The organism is Micromonospora sp. WMMD737 (assembly GCF_049179055.1).
Taxonomy (GTDB): Bacteria; Actinomycetota; Actinomycetes; order Mycobacteriales; family Micromonosporaceae; genus Micromonospora; species Micromonospora reichwaldensis.
Map to the genome: position 1 here is coordinate 5,892,342 of NZ_JBMHMH010000001.1, position 17,505 is coordinate 5,909,846.

The 17,505-nt window shown below is 72.8% G+C and carries 18 protein-coding genes; 11 read left to right on the plus strand and 7 right to left on the minus strand.

Annotated features, from left to right (window positions below; genetic code table 11):
* Positions 1-39 precede the first annotated feature (39 nt).
* Positions 40-612 carry a PH domain-containing protein gene (locus ACN27A_RS26285; RefSeq protein ID WP_421457252.1) on the plus strand — a complete coding sequence of 191 codons (573 nt, stop codon included), beginning with the start codon at positions 40-42 and terminating at the stop codon, positions 610-612.
* An 85-nt stretch (positions 613-697) separates the two neighbouring features.
* Here the strand turns inward: ACN27A_RS26285 and ACN27A_RS26290 are convergent, their stop codons facing one another.
* Positions 698-1,444: a GtrA family protein gene (locus ACN27A_RS26290; protein WP_421457253.1), complete on the minus strand. Its 747-nt coding sequence runs from the start codon at positions 1,442-1,444 to the stop codon at positions 698-700.
* A gap of 65 nt (positions 1,445-1,509) precedes the next feature.
* A complete protein-coding gene (locus tag ACN27A_RS26295; protein ID WP_132233346.1) occupies positions 1,510-2,055 on the minus strand; it encodes a GtrA family protein in 546 nt (181 codons plus the stop codon).
* Positions 2,056-2,438: 383 nt separating this feature from the next.
* On the opposite strand from ACN27A_RS26295, the gene ACN27A_RS26300 reads away from it, so the two are divergent.
* The 4 genes from ACN27A_RS26300 to ACN27A_RS26315 all read left to right on the plus strand — a co-directional run bounded on the left by ACN27A_RS26300 (position 2,439) and on the right by ACN27A_RS26315 (position 7,712).
* A complete protein-coding gene (locus ACN27A_RS26300) occupies positions 2,439-4,280 on the plus strand; it encodes a phosphoenolpyruvate carboxykinase (GTP) (protein WP_421457254.1) in 1,842 nt (613 codons plus the stop codon).
* A gap of 43 nt (positions 4,281-4,323) precedes the next feature.
* Positions 4,324-5,184, plus strand: coding sequence for a hypothetical protein (locus ACN27A_RS26305; protein WP_421457255.1), 861 nt, complete (start codon positions 4,324-4,326; stop codon positions 5,182-5,184).
* Between the two features lie 568 nt (positions 5,185-5,752).
* On the plus strand, positions 5,753-6,910 hold the full coding sequence (locus tag ACN27A_RS26310) for a geranylgeranyl reductase family protein (RefSeq protein WP_421457256.1): 1,158 nt from the start codon (positions 5,753-5,755) through the stop codon (positions 6,908-6,910).
* A gap of 31 nt (positions 6,911-6,941) precedes the next feature.
* Entirely contained in the window at positions 6,942-7,712 is a 771-nt protein-coding gene (locus ACN27A_RS26315; RefSeq protein ID WP_132233354.1) for an isoprenyl transferase, read from the plus strand.
* 68 nt (positions 7,713-7,780) lie between these two features.
* Here the strand turns inward: ACN27A_RS26315 and otsB are convergent, their stop codons facing one another.
* The 3 genes from otsB to ACN27A_RS26330 all read right to left on the minus strand — a co-directional run bounded on the left by otsB (position 7,781) and on the right by ACN27A_RS26330 (position 9,665).
* A complete protein-coding gene (gene otsB / locus ACN27A_RS26320) occupies positions 7,781-8,605 on the minus strand; it encodes a trehalose-phosphatase (RefSeq protein WP_421457257.1) in 825 nt (274 codons plus the stop codon).
* Between the two features lie 103 nt (positions 8,606-8,708).
* Entirely contained in the window at positions 8,709-9,062 is a 354-nt protein-coding gene (locus tag ACN27A_RS26325; RefSeq protein ID WP_421457258.1) for a hypothetical protein, read from the minus strand.
* Positions 9,063-9,224: 162 nt separating this feature from the next.
* A complete protein-coding gene (locus ACN27A_RS26330; RefSeq protein WP_421457259.1) occupies positions 9,225-9,665 on the minus strand; it encodes an XRE family transcriptional regulator in 441 nt (146 codons plus the stop codon).
* 264 nt (positions 9,666-9,929) lie between these two features.
* Here ACN27A_RS26330 and ACN27A_RS26335 point away from each other — a divergent pair, with 264 nt between their 5' ends.
* From ACN27A_RS26335 to ACN27A_RS26360, 6 genes are all read left to right on the plus strand, one after another.
* The gene (locus ACN27A_RS26335; protein WP_089003683.1) at positions 9,930-10,274 is read left to right on the plus strand and encodes a hypothetical protein; all 345 of its coding nucleotides are present in this window, start codon (positions 9,930-9,932) and stop codon (positions 10,272-10,274) included.
* Between the two features lie 31 nt (positions 10,275-10,305).
* Complete coding sequence (locus ACN27A_RS26340; protein WP_357577890.1) at positions 10,306-10,641, plus strand: hypothetical protein; 336 nt, start codon at positions 10,306-10,308, stop codon at positions 10,639-10,641.
* 381 nt (positions 10,642-11,022) lie between these two features.
* Complete coding sequence (locus ACN27A_RS26345) at positions 11,023-12,438, plus strand: PhoH family protein (protein WP_132233364.1); 1,416 nt, start codon at positions 11,023-11,025, stop codon at positions 12,436-12,438.
* 277 nt (positions 12,439-12,715) lie between these two features.
* Positions 12,716-13,414 carry a lytic transglycosylase domain-containing protein gene (locus ACN27A_RS26350; RefSeq protein ID WP_421457260.1) on the plus strand — a complete coding sequence of 233 codons (699 nt, stop codon included), beginning with the start codon at positions 12,716-12,718 and terminating at the stop codon, positions 13,412-13,414.
* 112 nt (positions 13,415-13,526) lie between these two features.
* Entirely contained in the window at positions 13,527-14,180 is a 654-nt protein-coding gene (locus tag ACN27A_RS26355) for a rhomboid family intramembrane serine protease (RefSeq protein WP_421457261.1), read from the plus strand.
* A 117-nt stretch (positions 14,181-14,297) separates the two neighbouring features.
* A complete protein-coding gene (locus ACN27A_RS26360) occupies positions 14,298-15,266 on the plus strand; it encodes an NAD(P)/FAD-dependent oxidoreductase (RefSeq protein WP_421457262.1) in 969 nt (322 codons plus the stop codon).
* Positions 15,267-15,432: 166 nt separating this feature from the next.
* Here ACN27A_RS26360 and ACN27A_RS26365 read toward each other — a convergent pair whose 3' ends face one another.
* A complete protein-coding gene (locus ACN27A_RS26365) occupies positions 15,433-16,410 on the minus strand; it encodes a DMT family transporter (protein ID WP_421457263.1) in 978 nt (325 codons plus the stop codon).
* Positions 16,407-17,438, minus strand: coding sequence for a class II fructose-bisphosphatase (glpX, locus tag ACN27A_RS26370; RefSeq protein ID WP_132233372.1), 1,032 nt, complete (start codon positions 17,436-17,438; stop codon positions 16,407-16,409). Before glpX ends, ACN27A_RS26365 begins: the two co-directional genes overlap by 4 nt.
* Positions 17,439-17,505: the final 67 nt, after the last annotated feature.

The following is a 17,505-nucleotide window of genomic DNA, read 5'->3' on the forward strand; positions in this document are numbered from 1 at the left end:
GGCTACGGTCAGCGCGTCCGTTTCTGCGAGGAGGTTCCCGTGGCGTTCCCCGATGACGTGCTCACCGAGGACGAGCACGTCGTGCTGCACCTGCACCCGCACTGGAAGGCGCTGATCCGGCCGGTCGCGGTGCTCGTGCTCGCCGTCGCGGCGGTGGTGGCCGGCCTGGTCCTGCTGCCGTCCGGCGGGGGCGGCTCGATCGCGCTCGCCGTCATCGGCGGCCTGGCCCTGCTGGCGGTGCTGTGGCTGGCCCTGTGGCCGTTCCTGGTCTGGCGGAGCACCCACTACCTCTTCACGAACGAGCGGGTGCTGCTCCAGCAGGGGGTGCTCTCGCGCGACCGGCGGGACATCCCGCTGACCCGGATCAACGACCACGCGATGAACCAGCGGTTCGTGGAGCGTCTGCTGGGCTGCGGGACGCTCACCATCGAGTCCGCCGGCGAGCGCGGCCAGTCCGTCCTGCACGACGTGCCGGGCGTCGGCCGGGTCCAGACCAAGCTCTACGAGCTGGTGGAGGCCCACCACGACAAGCACTCCCTCGGCGACGACGAGATGCGCGACATCCTGGCGGACCTGCACGAGGGCAAGCCGCTGCGGGACCCGAGCGCCTGAACCGGCACGGCCCGGCCGGCGTGGCCCGGGAGCGGGCCGGGGCCGGTCGGGCCGGGACTGCGGGTGGGTCAGGACTGCGGGTGGGTCAGCGGCGGCGCGGGCGGCGGGTGGTGGCCTGGAGTTCGGCGGCCAGTTCCGCCTCCAGCTCCCGGTCGAGGGAGCCGCCGAGGCCGGCGTCGAGCGGGACGGGGCGCCCCTGGACCGGGGCCGCCGGGCCCGCCGCCGACGCGGGTTCGGGGCCGGCCGCGCCGCGTGGGGCACGCCGCGCGGCGCCGGGCGGCTGTTCGGACTCCTCCAGCTCGGAGATCGACTCCGCCAACTCGGCCACCGGGTCCATCTCGGCCATGGTGTCCCACTCGTCGCGCGGGATGCTGTGCCACGTCTCGGCCGCGTGGGCCGGCGCCGGTTGGAAGACGAACGTGCGGTAGGACCAGAACCGGAACAGCGTCGCGAGCAGCACGCCACCGGTCTTGGCCACGTTCAGGGCCAGCAGGCTGGTCAGGCCCAGCCCGTACTTGGCGGCGGCCAGGACGCCCAGTTCGATGAGCAGGCCCGCACCGTTGAAGAGGAAGAAGAGGACGTACTCGCGCCGCATGGCCGATTTGGGGCGATCCCGGTACGTCCAGTGGCGATTCATCAGATAAGACGTGATGGTCGCCACCACTGTCGCGATGACCGTCGCCTTCAGTTGACCGTCCACGAAAACGGTCAGTGCGAGCACATTGAACACGGCGTAATTGATTACGGTGTTGACGCCGCCGACGATTCCGAACTTGAGCGCCTCGTGGATGAACTTCTGCCAGCGCTCAGGCAGCAGACGGACAAGACGCATGCGGAACACCTTAGGGCAGTGGGCGGGGCCGGCAGGCTCCGGCCGGGACGAAGGTGGGCGGTAGGTCACGCCCGGTGGTCTCGGTCGTGCTTCTCTTCCGGAACGGAGGGGGTTCCCGCTTCGACGAAGACGAACCGTCGGTAGGACCAGAACCGGAACAGCGTCCCGAGCCCGGTGCCGACGATGAAGCTGGCGATGTTGTCGGCCAGCGGGGTCTGGAACACCTCCGGCCAGATGCTGCCCAGGCCGTAGCGGCTGACCGCCAGGCAGGCCACGGCGATCCCCAGGCCGACGCCGTTGAAGAAGAAGAACAGCGCGTACTCGCGGGCCGGGTTGGAGCGCTTGCGGTGCCGCCACGTCCAGAACCGGTTGCCGACGAACGCGACGGACGCCGCGATCACCGTCGAGATGGTCTTCGCGGTGACCTGCTCGACGCCCCGCACGCTCGTCAGGTAGTTGAAGAGCGCGAAGTCGATCAGGAAGGCGATCCCGCCCACGGTGGCGAACTTGCTCAGCTCACGGACCAGGTGGCCGAAGCGGTCCACCAGCGAGCGGACCAGACCCGGGCGGGTCTGCGGAGAGCCGGGCTCCCCGGTCGTCGTCGCGGCCACGACGCGAGCCTACCGGCTGGGGTCATCCCGCACGGGTAGCAACGGCGGACCGCTCACCCGGGTGTGCGCCTGTGGACAGAGCGTAACGAGATCCGGCGGCCTGCGGGGCGGTTCGCGGGTTCCGCCGCCCGGGTGCCGCCAGCCGCACCGGTGACGGGTTCCCCACAGGATTTGCGTGAAACTGCGCGTGAAAGCGGGTATTAGCTCGTGATGCCGCAGCGTGCCCGTACCTTGTGCAGTTCTTCACAACCAGTCCCACTGACTGGTGACCTCGCCCGGTTTACGCTGAGGCCAATCCCAGGTTTCCACGAAGACGACGCATAGCGCCGTCAAGACTCGTGCATCCCATAGATCGGTCAGCGTCGACCACAAGGAGATGTGTCATGGTTGCTCCGGCTACCGTTCGGGGTATCGATCAGGCCCCGACGTCCCACCCGAAACTGCTCGCCTGGGTCCGTGAGGTCGCTGAACTGACCACCCCCGACCGCGTCGTCTGGGTGGACGGGTCCGACGAGGAGTGGCGGCGCCTCACCGACGAGCTGGTCGAGGCCGGCACCTTGATCCGGCTCAACCCCGAGAAGAAGCCCAACTCGTTCTACGCGCGCACCGACCCGACGGACGTCGCCCGGGTCGAGGAGCGCACCTACATCTGCTCCGTCGACGAGGCGGACGCCGGCCCCACCAACAACTGGATGGCGCCGGCCGAGATGAAGCGGACGATGACGGAGCTCTACCGCGGTTGCATGCGCGGGCGCACCATGTACGTCCTTCCGTTCTGCATGGGCCCGGTCGAGGCCGAGAGCCCCATGTTCGGCGTCGAGATCACCGACAGCCCGTACGTGGTCGCGTCGATGCGCATCATGACCCGGATGGGTGCCAAGGTCCTGGAGGCCATGGGCGACGACGCGGACTTCGTCCACGCGCTGCACTCCATCGGCGCCCCGCTCGCCCCCGGCCAGCAGGACGTGGCGTGGCCGTGCAACGAGACCAAGTACATCTCGCACTTCCCGGAGACCCGGGAGATCTGGTCCTTCGGCTCCGGCTACGGCGGCAACTCGCTGCTCGGCAAGAAGTGCTACTCGCTGCGGATCGCCAGCGTGATGGGCCGCGACGAGGGCTGGCTCGCCGAGCACATGCTCATCCTCAAGATCACCTCGCCGGAGGGCAAGGTCTACCACGTCGCCGGGGCCTTCCCGTCGGCCTGCGGCAAGACCAACCTGGCCATGCTGGAGCCGACCGTCCCGGGCTGGAAGGTCGAGACCATCGGCGACGACATCGCCTGGATGCGCTTCGGCCCCGACGGCCGCCTCTACGCCGTCAACCCCGAGTACGGCCTCTTCGGCGTCGCGCCCGGTACCGACTGGAAGACCAACGCCAACGCGATGCGGACGCTGGACCGCGGCAACTCCGTCTTCACCAACGTCGCCCTGACCGACGACGGGGACATCTGGTGGGAGGGCATGGGCGAGCCGCCGGCGCACCTGGTCGACTGGAAGGGCAACGACTGGACGCCGGAGAGCGACAGCCTCTCCTCGCACGCGAACAGCCGGTTCTGCACCCCGATCACCCAGTGCCCGATCCTCGCCGAGGACTACTTCGACCCGAACGGCGTGCCGATCGACGCGATCCTCTTCGGCGGTCGCCGCCGGGACACCATCCCGCTGGTGACCGAGGCCCGCGACTGGGTGCACGGGGTCTACATGGGCGCCACGCTCTCCTCGGAGACCACCGCCGCCGCCTCCGGCGCGGTCGGCGTCGTCCGGCGCGACCCGATGGCGATGCTCCCGTTCATCGGCTACCACGCCGGCGACTACTTCCGGCACTGGATCGAGATGGGCAAGGGCACCGACGGCGACGAGTCCAAGCTGCCGAAGATCTACTACGTCAACTGGTTCCGCAAGGACCCGGAGGGCAACTTCCTCTGGCCCGGCTTCGGCGAGAACTCCCGCGTGCTCAAGTGGATCATCGAGCGGATCGAGGGGCGCGCCGAGGCGGTGGAGACGCCGATCGGCATGGTCCCGGCCCAGGACGCGCTCGACGTCGAGGGCCTCGACATGACCCCGGAGGACGTCCGGATCGCACTGAAGGTCGACCCGGAGGAGTGGCGCAAGGAGCTCCCGATGGTCACCGAGTGGTTCGAGAAGTTCGGCGACAAGCTGCCGGGCGTGCTCTGGGCCGAGCTGGACGCGCTGCGTGCCCGGCTCGACGCGGCGCCGCAGCGCTGAGGACAGGTGTGACCGAAGCCCCGACGGGGCATCATCGGATCCCATGAGGACGGCCGCCGCGACCGAGGTCCGGCGGCCGTCCGCCGTCCGGGCGCTGACCGCACTGCTCGCGCTGACCGCGGCGGCCACCGTCGTGGTCGAGCTGCTCAACTGGTGGTACGCCCCGGAGCAGGGCTTCGGGCTGGCGGTACGGACGGGCTGGGCGATGCTCCGTTCGCTCGGCTTCCTGCTGCTGATCGGGCACGTCCGTCGGGGCCGGACGGTGGCCCGGCCGTTCGGGCTGATCCTGGCGGTGACCACGGTCTTCGCGGTCGGCCGGCTGATCGTGCCCCGGCAGGGGGTGCCGCCGCTGCCGGGGCTGCTCGGGTTCGCCCTGCTCACCGTGCTCTGCGCCGCCGTGGTCTGGCTGCTCTACCGCTCGTCCGCGGTGTCGGGGCACCTGGTCCGCCACCGGCCGCGCCTGGTCATCGACCGGGAGGGCATCTCCTGGCGGGAGACCCCGCCCCGCCGGCCGGAGGTCAGCGGTTGGCTGCTCACCAGCCGGGTCGCGGCGTTCACCTACAGCCCGCTCATGCTGGTCCCGGCGCTGGTCGCCGGCGGCGCGGTGCTGGACGACCGGCTCGCCGCCGTGCCCGCCGTGCTGTTCTGGTTCGCCGCCGGGATCGTGACCAGCTACGCGGTGCTCTTCTGCACCGCCTTCCTGATGCGCGGCAAGGGCTGGGCGCGCACGCTGCTGGTGGCCGTCACCGCGATCGTGCTCGCCGTCGACCTGCCGCTGTGCTGGTGGCTGCTCGGCCCGGACGGGCTGGTCCGCGACGGCGGCCCGCTGGTGGCCGCCGCCGCGCTGACGATCTACGGCCTCTGGCGCGCCACCCGCGCCGAACGCACCACCCGCCCGACGTAGCGCGCCAGCCCGAGCAGGGCCACAGGGCCCGTTCCCCATCCGCCCGGAGACGGTGCCTTGGCGCTGTCGACCTGCCCCGCCCATAGGACCGCCCGCGGCCCGCCCCGCCCGCCCCGCCCCGCCCCGCCCCGCCCGCCCCGCCCAGGAGACCGCCCGCGGGCCCGCCCCGCCTCGATCTTCGTGGATCTTGGTAGGAACAGGCCCCTCCAGGGGCACGTAGCTACCAAGATCCTGCGTGCCGTCATCCCGCGATGCGTGGGGAGGGCGCCGTCGCTGCCGGGGATGGTTCGGGGACCCGGCCGGACCTCGGCTTCCGGTTCGTGGGCCGCAGGGAGGGTCCTGCGAGGGCCTCGGGAGGGCCCCGGCAGGCCGCCGCGAGGGCCTTGGGAGGACGCCGGGAGGGCCTCGGGAGGACGCCGGGAGGGCCTCGGGAGGACGCCGGGAGGGTCCCGGGAGGACGGCCGGTGAGTTCGTGGTCCCCATTGACGTGCCGGGCGGGTTTCGGCGCGGTGCGCGTCCGCGGCGGCAGGATGGCCGCAGGAGCCGGACCGGCAGTGGGAGGCGACGCGTGGGCGACGAGTCCGTGGGCGACGAGTTCGACGTGGTGGTGGTGGGGGCCGGTCCGGCGGGGTCGGCCGCCGCGCTGGCGGCCCGGCGGGCGGGGGCGAGCGTACTGCTGCTGGACCGGTCCGACTTTCCCCGCGACAAGGCGTGCGGGGACGGCATCGCCGCGCACGCGCTGGACGTGCTGGACGAGCTGGGGGTGCCCGACGCCGTGACCGGGTACGCGCCACTGCCGGCGTTGCGGCTGGTCGGGCCGGGCGGCGGCGCCGTGGCCCGGGCGCTGCCCCGGCCGGCGTACACCGTGCCCCGCAGGGTCTTCGACGCGCGGCTGGTGGCGGCGGCGGTCGCGGCCGGCGCGCGGCTGCGCCGGCACGCGGTGCGGCACGTCGAGGTCCGGGCCGACCGGGTGGTGCTCGACGGCGTGCTGGCGGGGCGGGCGGTGGTCGGCGCGGACGGCGCCGGGTCCGTCCTCCGGCGGGCGCTCGGGCACCGGCCGAACCCCGACCGGCACCTGGCGCTCGCCATCCGGGGGTACGCCCCGGCGCTGCCCGGCCCGCCCGAACAGCTCATCGTCACCTCGGCGCCGCGCTGGCCGGCGTACGCCTGGTCGTTCCCGATCGGGGACGGCCGGGCGAACGTCGGGTACGGGGAGGTGTTGCGGGGCGAGCCGCTGACCCGGGCGCACCTGGTCGACCGGCTCGGCGCGCTGCTGCCCGGCACGGACCCGGCCACGGTCACCGACCTGCGGGCCCACCACCTGCCGCTGTCGACGCACCGTCCCGCCCCCGGGCGCGGCCGGCTGCTGCTCGCCGGCGACGCGCTCTCCCTGATCAACCCGTTCACCGGCGAGGGCATCTTCTACGCGCTGCTCTCCGGCGCGCTCGCCGGCGCGGCGGCGGCCGGCTCGCCCGAGCAGGCCGCCCGGCGGTACGCGGCGACGCTGCGCCGCCGCCTCGGCACCCACCTGCGGCACAGCTCGCTCGCGGCGTGGCTGGCCCGGCGCAGGCGGGTGGTCGACGCCGCGGTCCGCGCGGCGGGTCGGGACGACCGCGTCTACCGGACGGTGGTGGAGCTGGGGCTGGGCGACGGGCGGCTCGACGCCCGCACGTTGGGCATGATCGGCATCGGTCTGTCGGCGTGGGAGCGGACTCCGAGGCGGTGATTCGGCGCGCAGGTCGCTACGCTGCAAGGTGATGACTCTGCGGGACCTGATCTATTCCGTGTACGAGCGTCGCCTCACGGCGAAGCTCGCGGGCAAGCCGGTGCCCCGGCACGTCGGCGTGATGTGCGACGGCAACCGCAGGTGGGCCCGGGAGATGGGCTACGTCGACCCGAACGACGGCCACCGGATGGGCGCCGTCAAGATCAAGCACATGCTGGGCTGGTGCAACCAGGCCGGCATCGAGCACGTGACGCTCTACCTCCTGGCCACCGACAACCTGCGCCGACCGGCCAAGGAGCTCGACCCGCTGCTCCAGATCATCGAGGACCTGGTGGTCGAGCTGGCCGAGGAGGGCAACCCCTGGCGGCTGCGGATGGTCGGCGCGCTCGACCTGCTCCCGGCCTCGACGGCCGCCGCGCTGAAGGCCGCCGAGGAACGCACCCGGGACCGCAGCGGCGGGACCGAGGTCAACATCGCGGTCGGCTACGGCGGCCGGCGGGAGATCACCGACGCGGTGCGGTCGCTGCTGCTGGAGTACGCCGCCAACGGCGGCACCCTCGAGGAACTGGCCGAGGTGCTGGACGTCGAGCACATCGCCGAGCACCTCTACACCCGGGGCCAGCCCGACCCCGACCTGGTCATCCGCACCAGCGGCGAGCAGCGCCTCTCCGGCTTCATGCTGTGGCAGTCGGCGCACTCGGAGTTCTACTTCTGCGAGCTCAACTGGCCGGACTTCCGACACATCGACTTCCTGCGCGCCCTGCGCTCGTACGCCAACCGCCAGCGCCGCTACGGCGCCTGACCGACCCGGAGCACCTCGCCGGCCCGGCCGGCCGCGAGCGCGCCCCGGCCCAGCCGGGCGAGAGGACGTCAGGTGAGGTGTCGGGCGGCGTCGGTGAGGAAGGCGCCGAGGGCGGCGGGGGAGTCCAGGGTCAGGTCGGCGGCCTCCGCGACCTCGTGGCCCGTCTCCGGGTTGGCGACGGCGACGCAGACGCCGAAGAAGCTCGGATCGGCGGCGGCCCGGGCCCGCAGCGCGGCGAACGCCTTGATGTCGGAGACGTCGTCGCCGAAGTACCAGGCGCCCTCGGCGTCCCGGACGATCTCGTCGATCACCATGCCCTTGTCGCGGTCGACCGGGGGCTTGAGCTCCAGCACCATCCGCCCGGCCTGGACCTTGAGCCCGAGCCGCTCGGCCTGGGCCTGGCCCCAGCGTTCCACGGCCGCGCCGAGCTGCGGCGCGGTGCGCCAGTGCAGCGCCACGGAGAGCCGCTTGTACTCGACCAGCGCGCCTTCGGGCAGCTCGGCCCGGGCCAGGTCGGCCAGCTCGGCCATGGTGGGCACCCAGGGCAGGGCCGCCGGCTCCGTCACGGTCTCGCCGCCGGAGTGGCTGTGCTCCAGGCCGTAGAGGCCGTACAGGTCGACGCCGGTGAGCCCACCGAGGTGGTCGCGGAGGAAGTCGACCGGGCGCGCGGAGACGATCGCGATCCGCCGTACGACCGGGGCGAGCGCCTCGATCGCCGCCAGCACCTTCGGGGCGGGACGCACGGCGGTGGGATCGTCGTCGACAGGCGCCAGGGTGCCGTCGAAGTCGAAGAAGAGCACGGTCCCGGCCGCCCTCCCGGCGGTCGTCCGCCAGGCCTGGTCGGCGTCCAACGGGTTCCTCGGCTGCTGGTTGCCCAGATTCAACGGCGGCACGCGCGACAGCGTACCCCGGGCGGGGCGGCTCATTCCCCGGCCGAGAGGTGGCCTCCGGCCGGCGCCCCGGGGGCGCGCGGTCGGGGTGCGACGGGCCCGGCGGTCAGCGTTCGGCGGCTCCCCGTCCCCGCCGGCCGAACGGCACGACGGCGGCCTCCTGGCCGTGGTTGAGCAGGTAACCCTCGACGAAGCCGCTGTTGCGGTCGCCGGTGCGGTCCTCGATCTCCTGCAGCTTGTTGACCAGGAATTCGGTCAGCGCGCTGACCCGGTTGTCGAGCCGGTCGTGCAGCTCGGCGACCACGGCCAGGATCACCGCGGTGCCGGCGGAGGTGAGCGCGACGAGGTTGACGAGCAGGGGAAGCTGCCCGCCGTTGACCGCCAGGGTCACCACGTTTCCGGTCACGCCCAGTGTCAGCGACACGGTGGCGATCACGACTGCCATCCACTTCAGGGTCATGGACAGACCCCTCCTTCTGTCCCGCAGGGCTGGGTTCGGCCTTGTCCCGTCCCCCCGCCGACGACGAGCCCAAGCAGTACGAGTACGGACGCTAGCGCGCCCGTTCCGGCCCCGGAGCGAAACGAATGAGTCTGACCTGCCGTTCTTTCGCCATCTGAGGAACTAGCCGGCCTGTTTACCTCGTTTTCGGACATGGACCGGGAGGGTGGGGCGGTACGCGAGATATCTGATGGTTTCCCGGATGTGGAACTTCTCCGCGTCGGAGACGTCGGGGTCCACCAGCCGCCGCAGCAGCGCCTCCACGTCCGGGTCCATCGGCGGCGTGGCCGGGGCGCTGCGCGGGGCGCTCGCGCGTTCCCAGCCCAGCGCGGCGAAGGCGGTCGCCGGGCTGAGGCCGAGGCCCTCGCAGAACGCCACCACGCGTTCGGCCTCGGGGTCGCTCGCCCAGTCGCCCCGGACCCAGCGGTTGATGGTCTGCCGGGAGACGCCGGTGCGACGGGACACCTCTGTGCCGCTCCACGCCCGGGTGGCCCGGGCCTCGTCGAGCGCCCTCCGGACGAAGGTGGCGAAGGCGATCTTCCGTGCGTTGGCCGTCTCGGTCACCCGGTGACGGTACGACCATCCGGCCACCGGTGCGTGTCCTGGCACGCTGGTGTCACGCGGACGTGACGTGTTCTTCGGGATGCCGGTAAACGATCCGGCACCGCTTCTGAGGGGTGTCACCTGGGTAGAATAGATGCCCGTAGAGGCCGCCGTAACCGGACGAAAAGCTGATACTGTCACGCCCATGAGACAATCTACGGTGTGTCACGTGCATGAGACGATCAGTGCTCACATGCGTCACGCCCCCGGCGCGAGGGGGGTGTGGTGACCGAGCTAGCCACCCGTGCCCAGGCCTTCGGCCTGATCGCGGAGGGGGTGGCCACGGGCCTGAGCGCGCCATGGCGGCTCTACCTCGCCCGGGGCTGCCGTTACCTGTCACTCAGCGTCGGCGACCGCACCGAGTGGGACGCCTGGCGTACCCACCTGGGCTGCCCCGAGGTCAGCGTCCGCGTCTACGACGCCGGCGGGGAGATCCGCCGCTCCTCGGTGGCCGAGGTCGTCCTGGACGGCTGCCGGATCAGCGTCGAGCTGGTCGAGGAGGTCAGCACCGACGACCTGGACCGGCTCCTGGTCGCCGAGCCCACGCCGACCGAGCCGGAGGAGCGATGAGGCGGGACACGCGGCGCACCGGAGCCGCCGGATGAGCCCCTTCCTCGCCGTCTTCCTCGTCCTCGTCCTCGGCGCCACGAGCTACGCGGCCGGGCGGCTGCACGGTCAGCTCAGCTACCGCATCGGCTACCGGTTCGGCTACCGGCAGGGCTACTTCGACGGCGACCGGGGGGCCTGGAACCGACGTCGCCGCGACGCCCAGGCCGCCATCGCGTCCGCCCTGGCCGGCCCGTCGCCCGCCGCCACCCGGGTCACCGGCACGGTGGTGCGGCCCGGGACCACGTACACCGGTTCGTCGTTCTCGACGCCGGTCGCCCCGGTCGCCGGGCGGCACCCGACCGGCACCCTGGTCCGGCGGACCGGTTGAACCCCGGTCGACGGGGAGCCCGAGGCCCCGTCGACCGGAACCAGGACGCGGTGCGTCGTCCGCGGCGGACACGCACCGTCGGGACCACGTCAGACCGGTGACGGTGGTTCCCGCCGGCCGGGATGCGCGCAGGGGGCATGCATCCCGGCCGGATCCGCCGCCGACCGAGTTCACCCGGCGGTCCCCGGAGATCCACCGCCGACCACTAGCCGACGGGGTCCGACGCGGCTAGCGTCTAGGCATGGCACGGGGTTCTCCCGGGCCAGCCGGTCCGCCCGGATCTGCGACCTCGCGCACGGGGTTCCGCATCCGACCCCGTGTCCCCGGGCACCGGAGGAGGCGGAACGCGGGTGGCGGGTGCCCATCCGTCGGAGCAGGCCTGTGACGACTCGCCGTACGCCCGCCGGGACCGACCAGACCCCGGCCGCGACTGCCACGACCCGCCGCGCCACCCGGAGCCGCCGTGGCGCGTCCGCCGCCCCGGTGGACACCGAGGAGCCCCGACCAGCGGGCCAGGCGTTCGTCCTGGACACCTCGGTGCTCCTGTCCGACCCGGCGGCCTTCCACCGGTTCGCCGAGCACGAGGTGGTCCTGCCCCTCGTGGTCATCTCCGAGTTGGAGGGCAAGCGGCACCATCCGGAGCTGGGTTGGTTCGCCCGGCAGTCCCTGCGCATGCTGGACGAGCTGCGGGTCCGGCACGGGCGGCTGGACCGCCCGGTGCCGGCCAACGACTCCGGCGGCACGCTGCGGGTGGAGCTCAACCACTCCGACGACGGCGTGCTGCCGCCGGGGTTCCGCACCGACTCCAACGACACCCGGATCCTGTCCGTCGCGCTGAACCTCGCCGCCGAGGGGCGGGAGGTCACCCTGGTCAGCAAGGACATGCCGCTGCGGGTCAAGGCCGCCTCGGTGGGCCTGCGGGCGGACGAGTACCGGCACGGCCAGGCCAGCGATCCCACCTGGACCGGGATGGCCGAGCTGGAACTCGCCGAGGAGCAGATCGGCCGGCTCTACGCCGGCGAGGCGCTGGACCTGGACGCCGCCGCCGGGCTGCCCTGCCACACCGGCCTGGTGCTGCACTCGGGCCGGGGCTCCGCGCTCGGCCGGGTGCTGCCCGACAAGACCGTACGGCTGGTCCGTGGCGACCGGGAGGCGTTCGGGCTGCACGGCCGCTCGGCCGAGCAGCGGATCGCGCTCGACCTGCTGCTGGACGAGTCGGTGGGCATCGTCTCGCTGGGCGGGCGGGCCGGCACCGGCAAGTCGGCGCTGGCCCTCTGCGCCGGGCTGGAGGCGGTGATGGAGCGCCGCCGGCACAAGAAGGTGGTGGTCTTCCGCCCGCTCTACGCCGTCGGCGGCCAGGAACTGGGCTACCTGCCCGGCTCGGAGTCGGAGAAGATGTCGCCCTGGGCGCAGGCGGTCTTCGACACCCTCGGCGCGGTGGTGCACGAGAACGTGCTGGAGGAGGTCACCTCGCGGGGCCTGCTGGAGGTGCTGCCGCTGACGCACATCCGGGGCCGCAGCCTGCACGACGCGTTCGTGATCGTGGACGAGGCGCAGTCGCTGGAGCGCGGGGTGCTGCTCACGGTGCTCTCCCGCATCGGCCAGGGCTCCCGGGTGGTGCTCACCCACGACGTCGCCCAGCGGGACAATCTCCGCGTCGGCCGGCACGACGGGGTGACCGCCGTGATCGAGGCGCTCAAGGGCCATCCGCTCTTCGCCCACGTCACCCTCAGCCGTTCGGAGCGCTCGCCGATCGCCGCGATGGTGACGGATCTTCTGGAGGACATCCCGCAATGACGGTCGCTATGTAGGGGTTTGTCAGCATTCTCTTTGTGGTGCAGATCACAATTGGCGCTCTTCGTTTCCCATCAGCCTCACCGTGCGCGATGGTGTCCCACGAGCGCCCACGTACCGAGAAGATCGTTGGTGATCGTTCGTCACAGGACACGCCAGCATTCACCGGGGTACGTCGGCTGCGACCGGCACCGGGTCGGGGCGCTCGCGACGCGCGGACGCGACCCACCCGGGTCGCCGCCCCGCGCCGTGTCCTTGCACCCGACGAAGGGACCACTTCGTGAGTCGGCTGTGGAGCCGGTTCGGCGCCCGTACGGCCGCTGTCGCACTGCTCTCCGTGGGCGTTGCCGGCGGTGTCTACCTGGGTGAAGACCGACAGACCCAGCAGCAGGGCCTGACCGCGCAGGTCGGTGCCGCTGTCGAGCAGGCCGAGTTCGATTACCAGCGCGAGCGGCAGGCCGCCCAGCAGGTGCAGTCCGCGAAGCAGCGGACCGCCGAGTACCAGGCGAAGCTGCGCGCCGCCGCGGCGGCCAAGGAGGCCGCCAAGCGCGCCCGCGAGGCCGAGGCCGCCGCCGCGTCGCGGAAGAAGGCCCGCGAGGCCGCCGCCAAGGCCGCGGCCGAGAAGGCCGCCGAGAGCAAGCCGTACACCGGGCCCATCCCGGCCTCCTGCGCCGAGTTCAGCGGCAACCGCGAGGTCGGCTGCGCGCTCATGGTGAAGGCGGGCTTCGGGATGGACCAGTTCCCGTGCCTGAACAAGCTCTGGGACAAGGAGAGCGGCTGGAACCACAAGGCCCGCAACCCCTCCTCCGGGGCGTACGGCATCCCGCAGTCGCTGCCGGGCAGCAAGATGGGCTCGGTCGCCGACGACTGGCAGACCAACCCGGCGACCCAGATCAAGTGGGGCCTCGGCTACATCGAGGGCCGCTACGGTTCGCCCTGCAAGGCCTGGGCCCACTCGCAGGACGTGGGCTGGTACTGATCGACAGTCGACGGCGGGGTGTGTGGGCGTCCACACACCCCGCCCTCGTCGTTCCGGGTACGGATCGCCGCAGAAGTGGCGGCTGCGCCCGACACCTGATAGCTCTTGACGGGTGACCCTGCACCCGGGAAGCGGCGACCCGCACCGGTTCGGCACCGAGGCGTTCTACGCCGCGCTCGGCCGGGCCTTCGTCGCCATGTGCGCGGTGGTGCCGTTCCTCTTCCTCGTCGAGGCCCTCGACCAGGGACTCGCGGTCGGTCTCGACGCCACGGCCGGAATCATCCCGAAGCGCATCGACGGGCTCGACGGGGTCTTCTTCTCGCCCTTCCTGCACCACGGCTTCGACCACCTCTACAGCAACAGCATCCCGCTGATCCTGCTCGGCACCTTCGTGCTCGCCGCCGGCGCCCGCCGCTTCCTCTGGTCGACGCTCGTCATCATCCTGGTCAGCGGGCTGGGGGTGTGGTTCACCGGCTCGTCGACCTCCGTGGTGGTCGGCGCGAGCGGGGTCATCTTCGGCTACCTGGGCATCCTGCTGACCCGGGGCATCGTCGAACGGAGCTGGTGGAACTTCGCGGTCTTCCTGCTCGTCGGCCTGCTCTACGGCTGGCAGCTGGTCGGCATCCTCCCCACCGACGAGCGGATCTCCTGGCAGGGTCACCTGTTCGGGCTGCTCGGCGGGGTGGTCGCCGCGATCATCTTCCGGCGCCGCCGGGGAGACCTGGGCGGCCCCCACCGCTCGGAGTCCACGCTCACCATGCCCTGAGCGTCGACGCGCCGGTGCCGCGCGGCCCGGTGGGACATGCTTGCCCCGGGCGCGCCGCCGGCCCTACCGTCGGGATCAGCACGCGTTGATCCGTGAGCGGAAAGCGACGGTACGCACATGCGCGAGGTCGATGTCGCGGTGATCGGGGCCGGCCCCGCCGGGCTGTTCGCGGCCTACTACGCCGGATTCCGAGGGCTCTCCGTCGCGGTCGTCGACGCGCTGCCCGAGCCCGGCGGCCAGATCACCGCCATGTACCCGGAGAAACTGATCCACGACGTCGCCGGCTTCCCGGCGGTCAAGGGGCGGGACCTGGTGGCCAACCTCGTCGCCCAGGCGGCTCCCTTCGACCCGTGCTACCTGCTCGGCACCCGCGCCGAGAAGCTCTCGTACGCCGACGGGCGGCCGGTGCTCGGCCTCGCCGGGGGCGGGCAGCTGCGGTGCGGGGCGGTGATCGTCACCGGTGGGCTGGGCAGCTTCACGCCCCGCCCGCTGCCGGTGGCGGAGCACTTCGCCGGCGCCGGGATCGTCTACTTCGTACCGCAGCCGGCGGAGCTGGCCGACCGGGACGTGCTGATCGTCGGTGGCGGCGACTCCGCCTTCGACTGGGCGTCGACGCTTGAGCCGCTGGCCCGCTCGGTGACGGTGGTGCACCGGCGGGAGAAGTTCCGGGCGCACGCGGCCACCGTCGCCCGGGTGCTGGGGCTGCCGGTGCGCGTGATCGTCAACGCCGAGGTGACCAGGCTGCACGGCGACGGCACGGTCACCGGCGCCGAGATCACCGTACGCGGCGGCGCGGCCGAGCTGCTGCCCGTGGACACGGTGGTGGCCGCCCTCGGCTTCACCGCCGACCTCGGCCCGCTGGCCGAGTGGGGGCTGCGGCTGGACCGCCGGCACATCGTCGTCGACAGCGCGATGGCGACCAACCTGCCCCGGGTCTTCGCGGCGGGCGACATCACGGAGTACCCGGGCAAGGTGCGGCTGATCGCGACCGGCTTCGGCGAGGCCGCCACGGCGGTCAACAACGCGGCGGTGGCCATCGACCCGAGCGCGCACCTGTTCCCCGGGCACTCGTCCGACGGCACCTGACGCACCGCTGCCGGACGCGGCCCCGGCCGCGACGGCGCGGGCACGGGGCGTGGTCGGCACGGGGCGTGGTCGGCGCCGGTCGGGCTCCGGTCCGGCACGCCGCCCGGCGCCGGCGGCCCCGGCACCGGCCCGGGCTCCGGGTCCGGCACGCCCGCCGGTGGCGGCGTCAGCGGCCGGGGCGGGGCGGCGGGGCCAGGGCGGCGACTCCGACCGCGACCAGGGTCAGTGCCGCGCCGAGCAGGGTGACGGGGCCCGGGCGGGAGGCCGCCGTGGGCAGCAGCAGGTCCAGCAGCACGGCGCCGACGATCTGCCCGGCGATGGTGGACAGGCCGAGCAGCAGCACGCCGGTGAACCGGACGATCCCCGCGGCGATCGCGATGAACACGATCCCGATCGGCCCGCCCAGGTAGAACCACGGCTCGGCCGGCGCGCCGCCCGCCGGCCAGCCCCGGAGCGCGACGTCGACGGCGAAGGCGACCAGCAGGGCCACCGTGCCGACGGAGAAGTTGACGAGCGTGGCGGTCAGCGCGCTGCCGGCGGCCATCCGTACCCGGCCGTTGACCGCCTGCTGCCAGGCGATGGCCACCCCGGCCAGCAGCGGCAGCAGGGCCAGCACGAGGGTGCCCGGGTCGCCGAGCCGGTCGCCGACGGCCAGCAGCACCGCGACCACGGTCAGCGCCGCGCCGGCCAGCCGCTGGCCGGTGACCGGCTGGCGACCGCCCGGACCGATCCCGGCCCGGTCGACCGCCAGGCTGCTGCCGGACTGGCCGGCGACCACCGCGACGGTGAAGACCGCCACGCCGAGGGTGCCGATGGTCAGCCCCTGGGCGGCCACCAGGAGCGCGCCGCACGCCCCGCCGAGGCAGTGCCACGGCCGCAGCGTGCCGTCGGTGAGCGCGCCGCGCAGGGCGACCAGCCCCCGCCGCCCACCGGGGGTGGCGGGGACCAGCACCAGCAGCACCAGCAGACCCACCCCGAACGAGACGACCGCGGCGGCGATCCCGTCCGCCAGGCGTACGCCCAACTCGCCGTTGATCCGGGACTGCACGGCCACGGCCAGCCCGGAGGCGGTCGCGAGGCCCACGCCGGTGATCCGGCGGGCCGCCGACGTGGCTGGCGTGGCCAGCGTCCCGGCGACGCTCACTCCTGTTCGGCCAGCGGGCGGCCGTCGAAGTCGACGGCCGAGTAGAGCGCGAGCTTCTCCAACCGGTGGTACGAGTCGATCACCCGGATCGTGCCGCTCTTCGAGCGCATGACGATCGACTGCGTGTACGCGCCACCGGCCCGGTAGCGGACGCCCCGCAGCAGGTCGCCGGAGGTGACGCCGGTGGCCACGAAGAAGCAGTTGTCCCCGGTGACGAGGTCGTCGGTCGTGAGCACCCGGTCCAGGTCGTGCCCGGCGGCGAGCGCCTTCTCCCGCTCCTCGGCGTCGCGCGGCCAGAGCTTGGCCTGCATCGCCCCGCCCATGCACTTCAGCGCGCAGGCGGAGATGATCCCCTCCGGGGTGCCGCCGATGCCCATCAGCACGTCGACGTCGGACTCGCCCCGGGCCGCCGCGATGGAGCCGGCGATGTCGCCGTCGGAGATGAACCGGATGCCCGCCCCGACCCGGCGGATCTGCGTGACCAGGTCGTCGTGGCGGCTGCGGTCCAGCACGCAGACCGTGACCTCGGAGACGTCGGTGCCCTTGACCTTGGCGATCCGGCGCAGGTTCTCGGCCACCCCGGCGTTGATGTCCACCACGTCGGCGTACGCCGGGCCGACGGCGAGCTTCTCCATGTAGAAGACCGCGCTCGGGTCGAACATCGCGCCCCGCTCGGAGACGGCGAGCACCGCCACCGCGTTCGGCATGCCCTTGCTCATCAGCGTGGTGCCGTCGACCGGGTCGACGGCGACGTCCACCTCCGGGCCGGTGCCGTCGCCGACGTGCTCGCCGTTGAAGAGCATCGGGGCGTTGTCCTTCTCACCCTCGCCGATCACCACGACGCCCCGCATGGGGATCGAGTTGATCAGCTTGCGCATCGCGTCGACGGCGGCTCCGTCGCCGCCCTCCTTGTCGCCCCGACCGACCCAGCGACCGGCGGCCATCGCCGCGGCTTCGGTGACCCGGACCAGGTCGAGGGCGAGGTTGCGGTCGAGATCCTGTGGGATCCGCGTCCTGGTGTTCGTCATGACGGCTCCTCCTCGCGACGTTGCGGGGCGGCAGGGTGCGGCGTCGCCGCTGCCGGGTTTGTCGCTG